This window comes from Virgibacillus kimchii (assembly GCF_055379185.1).
On record NZ_AP043951.1, the window covers coordinates 2,780,654 to 2,796,283 of the forward strand.

Below are 15,630 nucleotides of genomic sequence, written 5' to 3' on the forward strand. Positions count from 1 at the left end.
ACCCACTTCCTCTCCAAGCACACCACAAAATTCGACAAAATTCGGGGAGTGACAAATCTTTTCGGTGGGACGAGGAACCACTGTACCGCAGTCCCAGGCACTGCACTTCCCCTACAGCAATCCCCGGTTCATCCAGTGGATGTACTGGGATACGGCTTCTGTGGCGAGGTGTTCTTCTTTTGCCTCGATCATGACAAGGCCCTGTGCTTCCCATTTCACTTTTTCCCTCTTTTTCACCTGCACCTGCTGTTGGGCAAGGGACTTCCGCATGGCCAGCCGGACATTTTCCGGGCGCTGCTTCGTCTCTTTTTCCAATGCCTCATCCTCTATCCCGATCATGAGAAACAAATGCTTTTGACGCAATCGCCGTAAATAATTCAGTGTACTTTCTTCATGTAAAAATGTATGAACATCGCTAAACAGTAAAATCAGGCTCCGTTTTTTCTGCACAGTCTGCAAATAGCTCATGACCCCGGCATAGTTGGATTCCTTTGCATCCACTTGTAAATGGTAAACAGACTGCAGAATCTTCTGCAATTGATCCATCCCTTTTTCCGGCGGCACATACACTTGAATGTCATTGGAAAATGCCAGTACCCCGACATAATCCCCATTTTTCAGTGCTGCCGCAGCCACCGTAATGGATGCTTCCAGTGCTTTTTCCAGCCTGTTACCCTTTTTTAATTCCGCACCCATCATCCGGCCGCAATCAATTAAAATTGTAATATACTTCCCATGCTCCGGTTCATATTCATTGGTCATCACTTCCTGCAACTTTGCCGTTTGCCGCCAATTAATCTTCCGCGGGTCATCACCGACGACATAATTTCTTACCCGGGAAAACTCTCCTTCACCACTCTGATGTCTGCGGATTTTCATGCCTTCATACAGCAAAAACTGTTGGGCATTCTCCAAAAAATGCCGCGTTTCCGTCAGATCGGGAATGACTTTCACCGTATCACGCTGCTCCACCGCCATTTGCTTTTCCCAAAGACCGAACCTGCCGGCATAACGGATATACAGCTTTTCCAGTTCATATCTACCTCTGACAGACGCACGCGTTTGATAGGTAACACGGCTAACCGAGCCCGCATCCGCCGCACCCTTTACCGGAAAATTCTCTTCAAACGTCTGCGGCAAATCATCCACCACACGGAAAGTGCATGAATAACCCGATGTATTCCTCAACTCCAGTGCTGCCTCCGCCTCTAACCCGCGTTCCATCTCACCTGGAAAATAGCGAACCGCCTGCATTTCCTTTCTTCCCGGGGTAAAAAACAGATCCAGTAAAGAAGCCAGAATAAACAACACATTCACCGATATAAGAAACACCCAGGAAATTTCCCAATAAGACAGGACCAATAAACCCAGGGAAAACAGCGAATAAATGCGTAAAAGTCTGCGTGAAGGGAGGATCCCCCTATCTTGGAACAGTAACCTGGCCCACAAGCTCTTCGATGATCTGGTCAAGGCCCACTCCCTCCAATTCCATTTGCGGCGTAATTTGAATACGATGCCTCAACGCCGGTCTGGCCACGACTTTCACATCATCCGGCGTCACGTAATCCCTTTCCAGCAAATAGGCCCACGCCTTGGCCGTTTTCGCCATCGCAATCGCCGCTCTCGTACTGGCCCCAAAACGGATTGACTCACTTTCCCTCGTTCTTCTGACAATCTGCATAATATAACTTAAAATATCATCACTGATCGTAACCTCTTCCATTTCCTGCTGAATCTCCCGGAATGACGCCAAATCCAGCACCGCATCTGTTGCTTCATCCGTATTCCTGCGCCCCAGCACCTGCTTCAGCACATCCGTTTCTTCTTCCAGCTCAGGGAAATCGATGGTCAGCTTAAATAAAAACCGGTCCTGCTGCGCCTCCGGAAGCGGATAAGTCCCTTCAAATTCAATCGGGTTCTGCGTGGCAACAACAAAAAACACATCAGGCAAAGGATACGTCTCCCCCTGGATCGTCACCTGCTTCTCTTCCATTGCCTCAAGAAGTGCCGCCTGTGTTTTGGCAGGCGTCCGGTTAATTTCATCCGCCAGAATAATATTGGCAAAAATCGGTCCCTTCACCGTCTGAAATGTATTTTCCTTCATATTAAAAATCGTACTACCCGTAATATCCGAGGGCAGCAGATCCGGCGTAAACTGGATCCGGTTAAACTCCCCGCCGATTAAATTGGATAGCGTCCGTACCATTTGTGTTTTCCCTGTTCCGGGGACCCCTTCAATTAACACGTGCCCGCCGGATAATATGGCAGCGAGCAGTAACCTCAGATTTGTTGTCTGACCAAGAATGCGTTCTTCATACGCCTTGATTAATGGCCTTAGCTGACTGTTCATTCCTCTTCCACCTCTCGTTGCAGCCGGTCCAGTTTTTTAGACCAGGCCACATATTCCTGTTTATTGACAGATTCCTTGTTTAATAATTTTGTAAGTTCCAACGTAAACCTGCTGACATCCTCCACCGGCATTTCCTCGACCTTCCGCTTCAGCATCTCCGTCGATTCCTGCCAGCTTCTCCGATATGGGATGCCCCATTTCTCCTGGAGCAGTAATTTTACATAGTCCGCCTGCAGCTTCAGTGAATCCTGATACCGGCGGCTCCGCTGATACCAGGCGGCAAGCGCAATGGTCCTTTCATTACTGAAGCGCACTTCCGCTTCCCTTGGTGTTCGCACAGGACCAAACCGCTTCCCTTGGTACCAAAGCCATAAAAGGGTGAGCACCGCCAGCTGCAATGCCAGCACTAGCATCCACTGTGGATACATCGTAACAACCGTCGGCCCACTCCCGGCACCATGGATATATTCATCAAATAAAATACGGCTGTAGTCCGCCTGTTGCATTAACAAGAAGATAAGCTCCACATGATCTTCCTCGGTTATGTACTCATTGACAAGCCATAATGGAGCATTTACCGCAATCAAACTGCCATCCCCGAAGGAACGTTCCAGCGCAATCGCCCCGGAATAATCATACAGCAGCACCTCATCCTCCGGCGCATCCTCCATCCGTACGCGCGTATCAAACATCGCCTCATACATTTCATTACCCAAACCACTATTTAAAGTTCTCGCTTCCCCCAGCTGCATCATATGCATCTCGGTTTCCAATCCGAACATGTCATTCGGGTCATTCTTAAACAGCATGATCGTATTTCCGGCTTCCATATACCGAATATATTCATCCATCTGAGATTGATCCGGCACAAAAAACGGTTCGATCATCAACAGCAGTTCACCCCGGTCCTCCCGCGGCAGCATCTCCGGGTCATGTTCCCATCTATCCACTTCAATATTTTCTTCCAAATAGGTATAAAATGCCTTTGTCCCCGTAGGAGAGGGAGACTCGGAAACGTAGCCCGGAAATTCCTCAGGCTGCTGTGAAATAAGGAAATAGCTGATCACAATAAATAACAGCAAAATAACAGCCAGCCAAATCCACGTTCTTTTTGTCGTCTGTGATGATTGCAATCCTCCCCAAGCCTCCCTCTAGCTTTCCTGTTTCTCTTCTTCTCCGGTTTCACGCATCCATCCACGCACCTGTTCCCGGTAATTTTCATATTCCGCTTGTTCCATTTCCCGTTCTCCATAAACAGCCTCATCAAAGATTCTGGCCAGCTCATAAAAAGCCCCGGCCCGCTGTTTATCTTTCTTCTGAAGCTCTGCAAAATAATCCCAGTTTGTTTTCCAGACAGATGCTTTCAGCAGCTCCAAATCGTGAAAATAAAGCAGCAATGCCAAGAACTGATGCCTGATGCCAAGCGAATAATTCCCTTTACCCGCCTGCTTTTCCGCTTCCCTCACATGCCGGTCCACAGACCATTCCAGTTCATCGGCAGAATGAAACGGCTGATGCTCCCGTGCCGACCGCTTTCTCCTGACCGATCTTACGGCAAAAAAGATAACAACAATCGCCAGCAAAATCACCACTCCGATCAGGATCACGAGCAATGTATCAGAAAAAGCATTTGACGGCTCCATCCCCATCAGCCATTCTTCCAGAAGCTCAAAAAACCACTCTGACAAACGATCCCAGAGGATTTGAAGAAAGTTCCGGTTCTCCTCATAATAAACCTGGTATTCTCTCTGACTTAAAATCTCTTCCAGCCTTTCCCTGGCCCTATCCGGATTTTCCATACAACATCACCCGATCAGTCATTTTGGTACTCATCAATCATTTCCCTTAAGTCATCCCCGTCCTGCCTCAGCTTCAGATCAAAGTAAATCACCGCATAGACAACAGCATTAATCATCGAGACCAGAATGGTAGTCAAATTAATAATAATCATATACAGGACACTGTTTCCAAGAACCAGGGCAGCAATCGCGTCAATTGCAAAAGCAATAATGACAGTAATAAGGAAAATGACAAGGAACAACCCGAACACTCTCCACGTATGCTTTTTCGTTAAGCGCCAGCTTTCCGGAATCCCCGGAAAACCTTCATTAAATGTAACCACAGCCAGGAAAAATCCCCAGCGGGTGAACAGCAGTACAAAGCCAATGAAAATAATGAACAGCATCACAAATACGCCGATCAACGCAGCTACAGGTTCAGTAAACAACAAACCGGCCATCACGAAGAATATAATAAAGACTGGAATGATCATTGCAATAAAGATAATCCCGACAATCAGTGTACTTCCCACTAAAGGCCCAAACCTTGTAAATGCCTGCTTGATTAAACTCCCGGCAGTAAAGGTTTCCTGATTTCTAATGCGATTAATTCCAAATAGAATGGAGCCCACAGCAACCGGTCCTAAAATAGCCAGCAGGAATGAGATTGCACTATTCATTCCAACGCTTACTCCCACACCCTCATCAAATCCGGACATCGCATCCTCAAACCAATTGCCGCCAGTTCCGACTTCTCTAAAAAAACTCACACCTGAACTTAATAATAACAATGCTTCAATCAGGTAAAGCGGTCCAAGCAAAATTAAAAAGACAAGAAAAAAAGTTGAAAAATTGCTCTTTATCAGCTGAAAACTATGGTCCAAAATTTCACTAAACCGCTTCTGACTACTAAATTGATCCTTCATGCTTCTCCCCCTCATATGTAAAAAACATTCATAATAGTCATTGTACCATTTGTTGATGGGTTTTTTTAGGGATTTTTTTGGAGCTTGAAGAATTAATGTCTTAGTTCAATTATATTGAACGGGAGTTGGTAAATCTTATAAAGCAAAAGTTTCTAATCGTTAAAAAAATCGTTATCATTCAAGATAACGATTTTTTTATCAGTATGGAGAATTTTTTACCTCTTACTCCTCTTGTAAACCCACAACACCCTTCATATGATTTGTTCTTTAAGAACCACCGACTGACATTAGATTTTACATCATCTTTTATCACTTTATTTTATCTTCGCCAAGTTCAAGACACCATTTATCCCTTACTTATGTTTATATTTTCATTGCAAGAATTCTATCGAGAATTATACTTCTAGATTGAAAAGATCACCATACCTAATAACTCGAACCATATCAAAATCTATTCCTTCTTTCATTTCCACCTTCCCAACACAAAGGAACCCACTCACACCAACATTGCCATCTACCATATATTCTCCCTTGCCATCTTTAACAAAATAAAGATAATCCATAAGCTCCTCTAACCCCGTAATGGTATATTCCCTTCGATTGGTATTCTTCACTTCACCAATTACTATTTTTACCAGTTTATTCGTTCTCTTTTCAGCAACCTCCAGGAAAAAATCCGGTCTCCCACGCCATATGTCATCTGTCTTCCTTTTGCCAAATAAACTTTCCGTTATTTCATTGGCCGCTTTCATGGATTGATACTTTTGCTTTAAATAAGGATTGTCACTTTTTTTAATCTCACTTCCTGTAATACGGAAGGATATTGCGCCGGAACCAATAGCATCATGATAGAGCCTGTAAATGTGATCCCCCTTATTCCATGAGGCAACCAAATTACTTGATCCATCCATGAGATGCAACTGACTTTCCGTTGCATTTTGCTTTATCAGCTGAACAATCCAATACAACTCCACTAAAGTGTCCTCATTGTCAGGTTCAATAAAAGTTTCCTGGAGCAGCGTTCTGATATCCTCTTCACTATAAAAGCCATCAACTAGTTTGCGATAGGATAATAGCAATGCAGCGGCTTGCCCATACAGCTTGTTACGGTGATTGACCATTTTACGGACAACTCGGTCTGCAACACGTACTTCATCTACCCGCTGCAGGTAAATATTCCTTTTATAGGCATGCATAATGTTTAATTTTAATTCCTGCCAATCACTAAACCAGGATGCCTTCTCAAAGCCTGCAATATATTCATCCTTAAATAAACAGCTGTAAAATATTCTTAACAACTCTTTCAAAATCTGATTTTCAGGGATATTGTAAGACCGGAAATTTTCATTAGTTGAAAATATGGTTCTATCCTTATAATTTCGGACAAGGCGTTCTTTTATAGTATGATCCCAATTAATTTGCCCTCGCACTTCCCCCATGTATGTTTCTGTTTTCATACTGGTTGTTGTCTTAAAACGTTTAAGCAAAACGGGTAAATTTCTTACAAAGTCTTTTGTCTCTGTTTTCAGCAAAAAACGAAGGGTTAGTAGTTGCTCAAGATTTGTTATATTTACATTAATTTTTGATAAAAATGAATTGATCCTAAGCTTACCCGATTTCAAATACCCATGAAGATAACCGGAAATTTCTTCAAGTAATTCTTCTTCGCCTATTCTCATTCAAATGCACCCGAATCAAAGAAATCATTCACAAAGTCTTCGAGATAACTTTTTTCAATTACTGCATCTGTCTCCTCTATCACCTGTGCGATAAACTCTTTTATTCTGTGAACGGACAGACCCTCAAACTGTGGCAAAACATAGAGGATAATAGCAGAAGTAAAATCATCATTATCCTGTGTATGCATGGCTAAATCCTTAATAATGGCAGGTCCAATTTTCCGATAGTTATTGATCAGCTTCCAAATAGATGTTAGCGTTTCTACATTCGGATAGGTTTTCATATCCCATACTTCCAGGTACTCTTCAATCAAATCTGCAGTGATTGTTTTTGGGATACCAACAGGTATGAAAGCAAATCGCCGCATAAATGCATAACTCATTTCGTACAAGGAAGCTTTATCTATCGTGTTCATTGTGCCAATAATCCGCCAATCATTGGGAATGATATAGTCATGGTCATTAGGCTCTATAGCAATTTTGGTTCCCTGTGGTTTCATACTTATCAATTCGCCACTCTCTGATTCAAAAGGCAATGTAATTTCATCTCCTGTTAACACAGAAAACAATGAACCAAATGCCTTATCAATATCAGCTCTGTTGATTTCATCTATAATAAGCCAGTTATTCTTTGGACTGTTAGTTTCTTTATCCTTTACACACTTCAAGAAAATACCTTCATTAAAATACAAATTTCCATCTCTGTCTGGAAAATATCCCCCTATCGTTTCATAAGTGGACCAGTTTGATGCCGCTGTAACCATGGTGAAGTCAACATCATACATTTTGCATATTCTTCCTGCCAGTTTAGACTTCCCTGTGCCCGGTGGACCAGTGAGGATAATATGTTTGCCATTTTGCAGTGCCGTTTTGATCTGATCCATGAGGACATCGATGTTTTCAAATACCAATCCATCTTTCAGCGATTCTACTTTATAATCTACAGACGGAATTTGAATTCTATTATCCAATGCACTCTCTTTAACCTTTACTGCATCATAAACTTCCTGATCTAATAGGCGTTGAATGCTTGTGTACTTAATAGGATTCCCCCTACTTGTATGTACTCTACTTACATCCGAATGAATTAATTTATTCCTTAATTGTTCGTCAGCTAGCTTCCCCTCTAAGGCATACCGACCTTCTTTATTCTTTTTATAATCTTTTAATTCATATACCTCTTTAATTTGGTTATTATAAACCGCACAAAAATATTGAAAGTTACCAGCTTCCAGCTTTCTTCCACTAAGAACCCAGTTTCCTCTGGTAGCATTATAAAGATCTTCTGGTGACATACTTTCTCTATAGCTTACTCCTATCTTTATTAAAATAGTATCTTCATTTTCTAAGTCATCTTTTGTGTCAACTTCCCTACCACCAGCAGATGCAGGAGCACTCCACATTTCAACTATGCCAGGAGTATCAAAAAAATTAATTTGGTCAGTTCCATATTCATCTATTAGTTTTTGTCGAATGATATATAATTGCTCATCCACATCATTGGTTTGATCATCTTCTATTAAATTAGCAAATGCCTTTACTATACTTTCTTTATTTCCCCAATTCGAAATATGCTCAAAGTATTCAGGAAGTAAGAGATGAAGTACAATATGCTGCATCTGTGCTCTTTTCCCAACCTGTTTTCGTGCTCCTTCAGCTATCTCTTTCAACTTCTTCGGCTGCTCTAGAATTATTTTACGCTGTTCTAAAGGCTGACTTTTCAAATATTCAACAAACCAAAACAAAAATGATTTTTCATAGTATTTACTTGTATGAAAGAACGTCCCAGTCGCTCCTATACCTTTCTTCAAACTATCGAACAACGGTAAAGAAGTATCTAAATCGATATTTTTCCAAGAAGCAACAAGTTCCAGTTTTCGTAGTTTCGTTTGATAACTGATAGATTGTTTGACGGGATATAAGTAGTAGATGAACAATAACTCAATGACAAATTTATAAACATCCTCTGACTCATTACTCAGTTGCTTTTTTAATTTTTCATCGAAGGAATTACCCGACGCATCCGGATTTTCAATAAAAACAGACCTAAATCTGTTCATATTTGCTGATGTCCAAATAGATTCTCCTTCCCATATCAATGATTTATCATCCAATAAGCAATTGTTTTTCCATTTTTCCGCGGTACCGTAGATTGATTTCTTTTCACTTTCATTTAGTTTGAAGTAGATGGCCAATTGATTCACCTTCTTTTTTATAAATATTTATTATTGAGATTACAGAATTCGGAATCAAAACTATAACTAATTAGCGTTTTATTATAAAAAACCTCAATCAATACTTTGAATGATATAACTATACAATTGATGCTCCACTGGTTTGTCTAAAACCATATTCATGTGTACTACAGGAACCATTTTTCCACTATTATTCGGCATTGAATCTTGGGTAACGGTGTCTTTATCAGGCAGTGTTTGACCTAGATAATAAAAATCACTCCCATCCTCATCATCACTTTTCTTCACAAATAAATGTAAGTCTATTCCTCGTTCTTCAGCATGAATAATCTTTTGAACTTCCTCGGAAGAAATCTTTCTATTATTTTTTGATTCCCATTTTAAAATTTCTTCACTGATAAATTCATCACCATAATTTATACTTGCCTCTACCTCATCATTTTTATGATAAGTAACAAAGATTGGGCAAGTTTGATGTTTTGTTTTATAACCATACATCGTTGCACTTTCGTCATTTTTCCAATTCAAAAGCTTACATGCATCTTTTCTTGTATATTTTTCATATCTAGTAAGCTTAATATCAGATTTGTACTTTTTGCTCCTCTCCAGTCCACTCATCACCACATCCTTCATTAATTTTTTAAAGAAAGGCTTTTGTTCTAAACTTTCTTTTAAATCCTCATTAAATGTGTAGTATTCGTGTGACTGAAACTCTACAATAGGTATTTCCCCATACTTCTTCTGATCAGTTTGTGTAAAAAAGGATAAATTAAATATTCTTTGCACAGACTCTAATGTATTTTCGTCCACTAAACACCCTGCTTCTTGTAAAACCTTTTTATATTTTTCATGAGTAATGGCGCCACGATTAAGTAACTGATCCAGTAAAATTAATTCATGCTTACGTTTCCCATTAAGTACTTCTGTAGAAATCATGGTTAAAACACTATTCTCATATTTGCTTATTGATGGAACTTCTTCCTTCATTTTTATTAAGAAATTATAATGATTTTTAAACTTATTAACCACAACTACTGGATCAATCGAATGATTAGTAATAAAATCATATAAATAAGGAGTTCTTCCAAGACGATTCTTTAGTTCTATAAACGCATCCTTAAATACTTGCATAGCTGTTAATTTACTGGCATTAATCGATTTGAATATTTGTTCCTTAGCAACCGCTTCAAAGTTTACAGTAGAAACTCCTTTTATATAACTTGTTTCAGTAGTATGCCTGCGGATATTGTCTTTGTTTTGTGATTGATCACCTGATAACGCTATTGGGATTAAATAGTTATTCTTGTAGTTGCCAATAAAATCAATAATTGTTACATAATCCTTTGAATGATGTTTGCGAAGTCCACGTCCTAGTTGTTGAATAAAAATAATACTGGATTGGGTTTGCCTGAGCATCACTATTTGATTAATGCTTGGTATATCAACACCTTCATTAAAAATGTCGACTGTAATAATATAATCTAAAACTCCATTTTCTAATCGTTCAACTTGCCTCATTCTTTCATCTTGAGAGTTATCTCCAGTCAAAGCTACGGTATGGAAACCCCTTTCATTAAGAGCTCCGGATAATTTATTTGCTTCTTCTTTTCTGCTACAAAACATTAACCCCTTAACTTTCTCGCCAGAATATCCATAGTAATGGACTTTATCAACAATATGTTCTACACGTTCATCAGTAACCAACTTTGATAAAATAGTGGTGTCATCTATCATTGCTCCATCATATTCAAAATCGGTAACTCCAAAATAATGAAATGGACATAACATATCTTCTTCTAACGCTTCCTGTAAACGAATTTCATAAGCAATATTATAGTCAAATAGCTCAAATATGTTAAAGTCGTCTGTCCGTTCAGGTGTCGCCGTCATTCCCATTAAGAAATTAGGTTTGAAATAATTAATAATTCGAAGATACGAATTTGCACCAGCTTTATGTACTTCATCAATAAGAATATAATCAAATTCATCAGCTTTAAACTTCCTCAATATATGCTGCTTTGATACCGTTTGTATTGTCGTAAATAAATATTTTGCATCGTAATCCTTTGTGCTGCCAGATAAAATGCCATAGTCTCTGTCAGGGCCACCCATTACATGTTGAAAATCAGATTTCGCTTTACGTAAAATTTGTTCTCTATGAACCACAAATAACATTCTTTTTGGTGATTCCCTACGCACATCAAAAGCAGCAAGGTATGTCTTTCCAGTTCCAGTCGCTGAAATAACCAGCCCTTTATCGTGACCTCCTTCTCTAACAGATTTTATTTGTTCCAAAGCCATTTCTTGCATTTTATTTGGTTTAATATTTATCGCAGATTCAAGAGTATTAGTTTGATATTCTTCAGGTAACTCTATTACTTTGGTTGCCGATTGATAATCAAAAGGTTTATAATTTTCTTCATAAGCATAAATCCAGCTATCAGTTAACGGGCTCGCTTCTTGCCAAACTTCTTCAAATTGATTCTTAAAATGGTTAATGATTTCTCCATCTTGATACGAAGTTAATTTTACATTCCATTCATAATTCACTTTCAATGCCTGGGCTGTAAGATTTGAACTCCCTACTATTAATGAAGAATACTTATCGTGTTCAAATATATACCCTTTTGAATGAAAACCTTTTAAATCAGTTAATCTGACTTCAACATTCGTGATCTTCATCAACTCTTTGAAAACTTTAGGTTGGTTGAAGTTCAAAAAGGTAGAAGTTAATATTTTTCCTTGAATACCTTTAAATTTAAGATCGAGCAAGTGAGATTTTAAAGTAGCAAGACCGCTTTCTGTTATAAAGGCAACAGAGAAAATAAATGATTTACAATTATCCAGTTCTTCAACCAATGAGGTTAAAACATCTTCGTTTTCTTTGGTATTATTTATTAATAATCTTGGTTTATATGTATCCGTCTTTCCAAAGTTCCGATCAATAAATCCTTTATGTAATGAATCCTCTAATTTGCTAAGAAAATTGTTTTCCAACTATTCACACCACCATGCTTTAGTATTTCCTAGGAGAATTTAATCACTCAATTTTTTTATAGCAGGAATATCTGCCGGAGCCCAATCTAACATAGAAAGTTCTTCTTTCGGTAGCCATTTTATAGATTTATGTTCAGTTAAAACCGGCGTACCATCAAGAAGCGTACAATAAAAAGTAGTTAAATGTACGATACCAAAATCATATTCATACACAGTATGTTCAACTTGATCCCCTACTTCTATAGTACATTTCATTTCCTCTTCAATTTCTCGTTCCAACGCATTTTTCTCTGTTTCCCCTTTCTCTACCTTTCCACCAGGAAATTCCCATTTATATGGTAAAGTTTTTGAATTTCCTCTTTGAGCACATAATATTTTATTATCTTTTATAATGACAGCGCCTACGACATAAATATTCTTTTTTTCCATATTTCCCCCACCTATTACTTTAATCGATTAATTTAATTATAACTTAATAATAATGGTTATTGAAGGGATGACAAGGGGAATAACTTCTTTCAAGTTGTCTACTCCCCTATAATTCTATAAGATTGTAATAAGCATAAAATAAAGGAGAGACTACCCATGCCAACCTACAACAAACTAATCCGCGACCGAATACCGGAAATCATCGAAAACACAGGAAAAAGTTTTAAAACAGAAATATTATCAGACGAAAGATACATAGCAGAACTTAAAAAGAAATTAAATGAAGAAGTAGGAGAATATCAGGAAGCAGCAAATGATTCAGACGCGCTTGAAGAACTCGCTGATATACTGGAACTGATGCATGCTTTGGCAGGTGAGCATGGAGGTTCAATCGGGAAAGTAGAACAAATCAGAAAAAAGAAGGCGGAAAAACGCGGTGCTTTTAATGATAAGATCTTTCTAATAGAGGTTGAAGACGATTGAGATCCATTTCCTTACATACCGGGCAACTTTATAGAGAAATAAAAGAAGCAATAAGTGAGTCCTCCACCATTTATATTCTCAGTTCCTTTATTATGAAATCTGGTGTGGAGCTGATTTACGATGTGGTGCAGGATGCATTGGAGTTTGGGGCTGATGTTAAAATCCTCACCGGAGATTATCTTTTCGTGACGCAGCCAAAGGCATTACATAGATTACTTGATTTAAAAGGAAACAACCTGGAAATCCGGCTTTGGAGAAGCAATGGTATTGCCTTTCATCCAAAAACGTATATTTTTAAACATAGGGAGAGGGGTTCTTTAATTGTCGGTTCTTCCAATATGTCAAGATCTGCTTACACTTCGGGAGTGGAATGGAACCTCCAGATGCAGCGCCGGGCCTCTAACCAGACTTTTGATGAGGCAATGGACTCTTTTATAGAGCTTTTCTATGCGGAACAAACGATGGAAGTAAATAGTGAGTCTTTAAAAGTATATGAAAAAGACTATGATGACTTTCACGCGAGACATGCTGATTTACATGCGACCTGGACAAAACAGGAAGAGATCGAGTTAACACTGCCCACAGAAGAAGAAGAAGCAATACCGGAAGAGTTATATGAGAAACCATTGCCTTACCAGACAAAACTTGAGCCGCGCCAGGCACAAACCGAAGCTTTGGCTGCGCTTCATTCCACCGTGTCGGAAGAATATAATAAAGCAATGGTTGTTATGGCCACCGGTCTCGGCAAGACATACCTTGCAGCCTTTTTTGCGAAAGCGTATAAAAAAGTTCTGTTTATTGCTCATCGGGAGGAAATTTTAAAACAGGCCAAAAAGAGTTTTGAACATGTCCTGGAGAAAACCGGCGGGCTATTTTATGGACTCGAAAAAGATACCGGGAAGGACATGTTGTTTGCTTCCATTTTCACACTGAGCATCAAGGAACAATTGCATCAGTTTTCACGGAATGAGTTTGATTTAATTATCGTCGACGAATTTCATCATGCCGCAGCCAAAAGCTACCAGCATGTTATTGAATATTTCAAGCCGAAATTCCTGCTTGGACTGACTGCTACCCCCGAGAGAACGGATGGTCAGGATGTCTTCGCCCTGTGTGATGGGAACGTTGCTTATGAAATAACCTTTATTGAAGCAATTCAGCGCGGCTGGCTGGCTCCATTTCAGTATTACGGCATTAAAGATGACATAGACTATTCAGCCATTCGCTGGCTTGGCAATAAGTATGACCAGCATGAACTGATGGTTCAGCAGCTGCAGACGGAAAGAGCAGTCATGATATTTAGAAAATGGCAGGAGTTGAAACAAACCCGCTCATTGGGTTTTTGCTCATCTATTCAGCAGGCCGAGTTTCTCACCGAATATTTTAATAAGCAGGGGGCAAATGCTATCGCGCTGACCTCTCAAACCAAAAATACCGGCCGGGCGGAAAGTATTCGGATGCTGGAGTCCGGGGAAATTGATATTATCTTTACCGTCGATCTCTTTAATGAAGGGGTGGACATTCCCTCTGTAGATACATTACTGTTCGCAAGACCGACAGAATCACTGGTTGTTTTCACACAGCAAATAGGCCGGGGACTGAGGAAATATGATGGAAAGCAGGCCTGTGTCATTATTGATCTGATTGGTAACTATCGAAATGCTGATACTAAGCTCAGTGTTTTTGATACCGAAATGGATGTGGCTGATCCGCGGCCAAGGAAAAAAGTCACACCGGTTGTTCCTGACTCCTGCAGTATTCATCTGGAGACTGACGTCATTAACCTTATGGAAGAACTGCGGAAAAAACGGAGTTCCCGCAAGGAAAGGATGTTTCATGATTACCTCCAGGTGAAAACATCACTTGGCAGAAGACCGACATATAAAGAAGCCCATTTGCAGGGAAATATGAATTCCAAAGAATACAGACAGGCCTTTGGCGGGTACTTTGCTTTTCTGCATGAATATGGAGAACTATCGGATCATGAAGCTGATGTCTTTCAAAAGCATTATCAATGGTTAATCAAGGTAGAAAAGGAATCAATGAGCAAATCCTATAAAATGACAGTTTTACAATATTTGCTTGATAAAGGACCCGGTGATTGGCTGAAGCCTGTTACACCAGAGGAAGTTGCTCCGTATTTTCATGAGTTCTATATGTCTAAAAACTATCGGAAGACGATCGATTTTTCCAATAAAAATACGAAGAAACTGTGGGATTATGATGAAGCAAAAACAGCAAAATTGATTGCCACGATGCCAATGACCAAGTGGGTTGGAAAGGACGGGCTTGTATATTTTGAGAATAACAGGTTTGGAATGAACTTCAGTGTAGAGCCTGAAGATCAGGAAGTTCTGCATGAGATGACGAGACAGATTTGTGCGTATAAGATGCAGATTTATTTTGAGAGGAAATCGATGAAGATTGACTAAATTAAAGCCTTAATTGAGGTATGGACTCAATAGGGCTTTTTTTAATTAAACCAACCAACCTCCCTCCCCTTATCCCCCTTCTAGCCCAAACACCCCACCAAAACTGGTTTTTATTAACTATGCTGTATATTTATACAGGACTTTATCCCAGTTTTCTGAACATTGGAAAATGAATCATATGGCCGATTTAGCTTGCCATTTTTTTCATTTATACTTTAAGTAACATCATGTTTCGACATAGGCAAGGTCTTTAAAGGTACACAAATAAGACAGGTGGAGGTGAGTATCTTCGTTTAAGTCTCATAACATTTGTCCTTTTTAAAACGCATGCCCTAAAAAAGGACAAGCTCGTAGAGAGTTG

The 15,630-nt window shown here is 39.6% G+C and carries 11 protein-coding genes; 2 read left to right on the forward strand and 9 right to left on the reverse strand.

Going from position 1 to position 15,630, the window contains the following annotated elements:
* Positions 1-111: 111 nt before the first annotated feature.
* From ACZ42C_RS13395 to ACZ42C_RS13435, 9 genes are all read right to left on the reverse strand, one after another.
* Positions 112-1,332: a DUF58 domain-containing protein gene (locus tag ACZ42C_RS13395; RefSeq protein ID WP_461182736.1), complete on the reverse strand. Its 1,221-nt coding sequence runs from the start codon at positions 1,330-1,332 to the stop codon at positions 112-114.
* An 88-nt stretch (positions 1,333-1,420) separates the two neighbouring features.
* Positions 1,421-2,350, reverse strand: coding sequence for an AAA family ATPase (locus tag ACZ42C_RS13400; RefSeq protein WP_461182735.1), 930 nt, complete (start codon positions 2,348-2,350; stop codon positions 1,421-1,423).
* The gene (locus tag ACZ42C_RS13405; RefSeq protein ID WP_461182734.1) at positions 2,347-3,483 is read right to left on the reverse strand and encodes a DUF4350 domain-containing protein; all 1,137 of its coding nucleotides are present in this window, start codon (positions 3,481-3,483) and stop codon (positions 2,347-2,349) included. The genes ACZ42C_RS13400 and ACZ42C_RS13405 overlap by 4 nt, the downstream gene beginning before the upstream one ends.
* Positions 3,484-3,501: 18 nt before the next feature.
* The gene (locus ACZ42C_RS13410) at positions 3,502-4,149 is read right to left on the reverse strand and encodes a DUF4129 domain-containing protein (protein WP_461182733.1); all 648 of its coding nucleotides are present in this window, start codon (positions 4,147-4,149) and stop codon (positions 3,502-3,504) included.
* 14 nt (positions 4,150-4,163) lie between these two features.
* On the reverse strand, positions 4,164-5,054 hold the full coding sequence (locus ACZ42C_RS13415; RefSeq protein ID WP_461182732.1) for a hypothetical protein: 891 nt from the start codon (positions 5,052-5,054) through the stop codon (positions 4,164-4,166).
* A gap of 395 nt (positions 5,055-5,449) precedes the next feature.
* Positions 5,450-6,733: a hypothetical protein gene (locus ACZ42C_RS13420; RefSeq protein ID WP_461182731.1), complete on the reverse strand. Its 1,284-nt coding sequence runs from the start codon at positions 6,731-6,733 to the stop codon at positions 5,450-5,452.
* Positions 6,730-8,928, reverse strand: coding sequence for an AAA family ATPase (locus ACZ42C_RS13425; protein ID WP_461182730.1), 2,199 nt, complete (start codon positions 8,926-8,928; stop codon positions 6,730-6,732). Before ACZ42C_RS13425 ends, ACZ42C_RS13420 begins: the two co-directional genes overlap by 4 nt.
* Before the next feature lie 93 nt (positions 8,929-9,021).
* Complete coding sequence (locus ACZ42C_RS13430) at positions 9,022-11,925, reverse strand: DEAD/DEAH box helicase (RefSeq protein WP_461182729.1); 2,904 nt, start codon at positions 11,923-11,925, stop codon at positions 9,022-9,024.
* Positions 11,926-11,964: 39 nt separating this feature from the next.
* Positions 11,965-12,354: a (deoxy)nucleoside triphosphate pyrophosphohydrolase gene (locus tag ACZ42C_RS13435; protein WP_461182728.1), complete on the reverse strand. Its 390-nt coding sequence runs from the start codon at positions 12,352-12,354 to the stop codon at positions 11,965-11,967.
* 156 nt (positions 12,355-12,510) lie between these two features.
* Here ACZ42C_RS13435 and ACZ42C_RS13440 point away from each other — a divergent pair, with 156 nt between their 5' ends.
* Together ACZ42C_RS13440 and ACZ42C_RS13445 are read left to right on the forward strand one after the other, a co-directional pair.
* Positions 12,511-12,837 carry a pyrophosphohydrolase domain-containing protein gene (locus ACZ42C_RS13440; RefSeq protein ID WP_461182727.1) on the forward strand — a complete coding sequence of 109 codons (327 nt, stop codon included), beginning with the start codon at positions 12,511-12,513 and terminating at the stop codon, positions 12,835-12,837.
* The gene (locus tag ACZ42C_RS13445; protein WP_461182726.1) at positions 12,834-15,269 is read left to right on the forward strand and encodes a DEAD/DEAH box helicase family protein; all 2,436 of its coding nucleotides are present in this window, start codon (positions 12,834-12,836) and stop codon (positions 15,267-15,269) included. Before ACZ42C_RS13440 ends, ACZ42C_RS13445 begins: the two co-directional genes overlap by 4 nt.
* The last annotated feature ends 361 nt before the right edge of the window (positions 15,270-15,630 follow it).

What these genes read in the sequence shown, in the direction of transcription:
- ACZ42C_RS13400 (WP_461182735.1), bottom strand. Translation starts at nt 2,350, where the DNA reads ATGAACAGTCAGCTAAGGCCATTAATCAAGGCGTATGAAGAACGCATT.
- ACZ42C_RS13410 (WP_461182733.1), bottom strand. Translation starts at nt 4,149, where the DNA reads ATGGAAAATCCGGATAGGGCCAGGGAAAGGCTGGAAGAGATTTTAAGT.
- ACZ42C_RS13415 (WP_461182732.1), bottom strand. Translation starts at nt 5,054, where the DNA reads ATGAAGGATCAATTTAGTAGTCAGAAGCGGTTTAGTGAAATTTTGGAC.
- ACZ42C_RS13420 (WP_461182731.1), bottom strand. Translation starts at nt 6,733, where the DNA reads ATGAGAATAGGCGAAGAAGAATTACTTGAAGAAATTTCCGGTTATCTT.
- ACZ42C_RS13435 (WP_461182728.1), bottom strand. Translation starts at nt 12,354, where the DNA reads ATGGAAAAAAAGAATATTTATGTCGTAGGCGCTGTCATTATAAAAGAT.
- ACZ42C_RS13440 (WP_461182727.1), top strand. Translation starts at nt 12,511, where the DNA reads ATGCCAACCTACAACAAACTAATCCGCGACCGAATACCGGAAATCATC.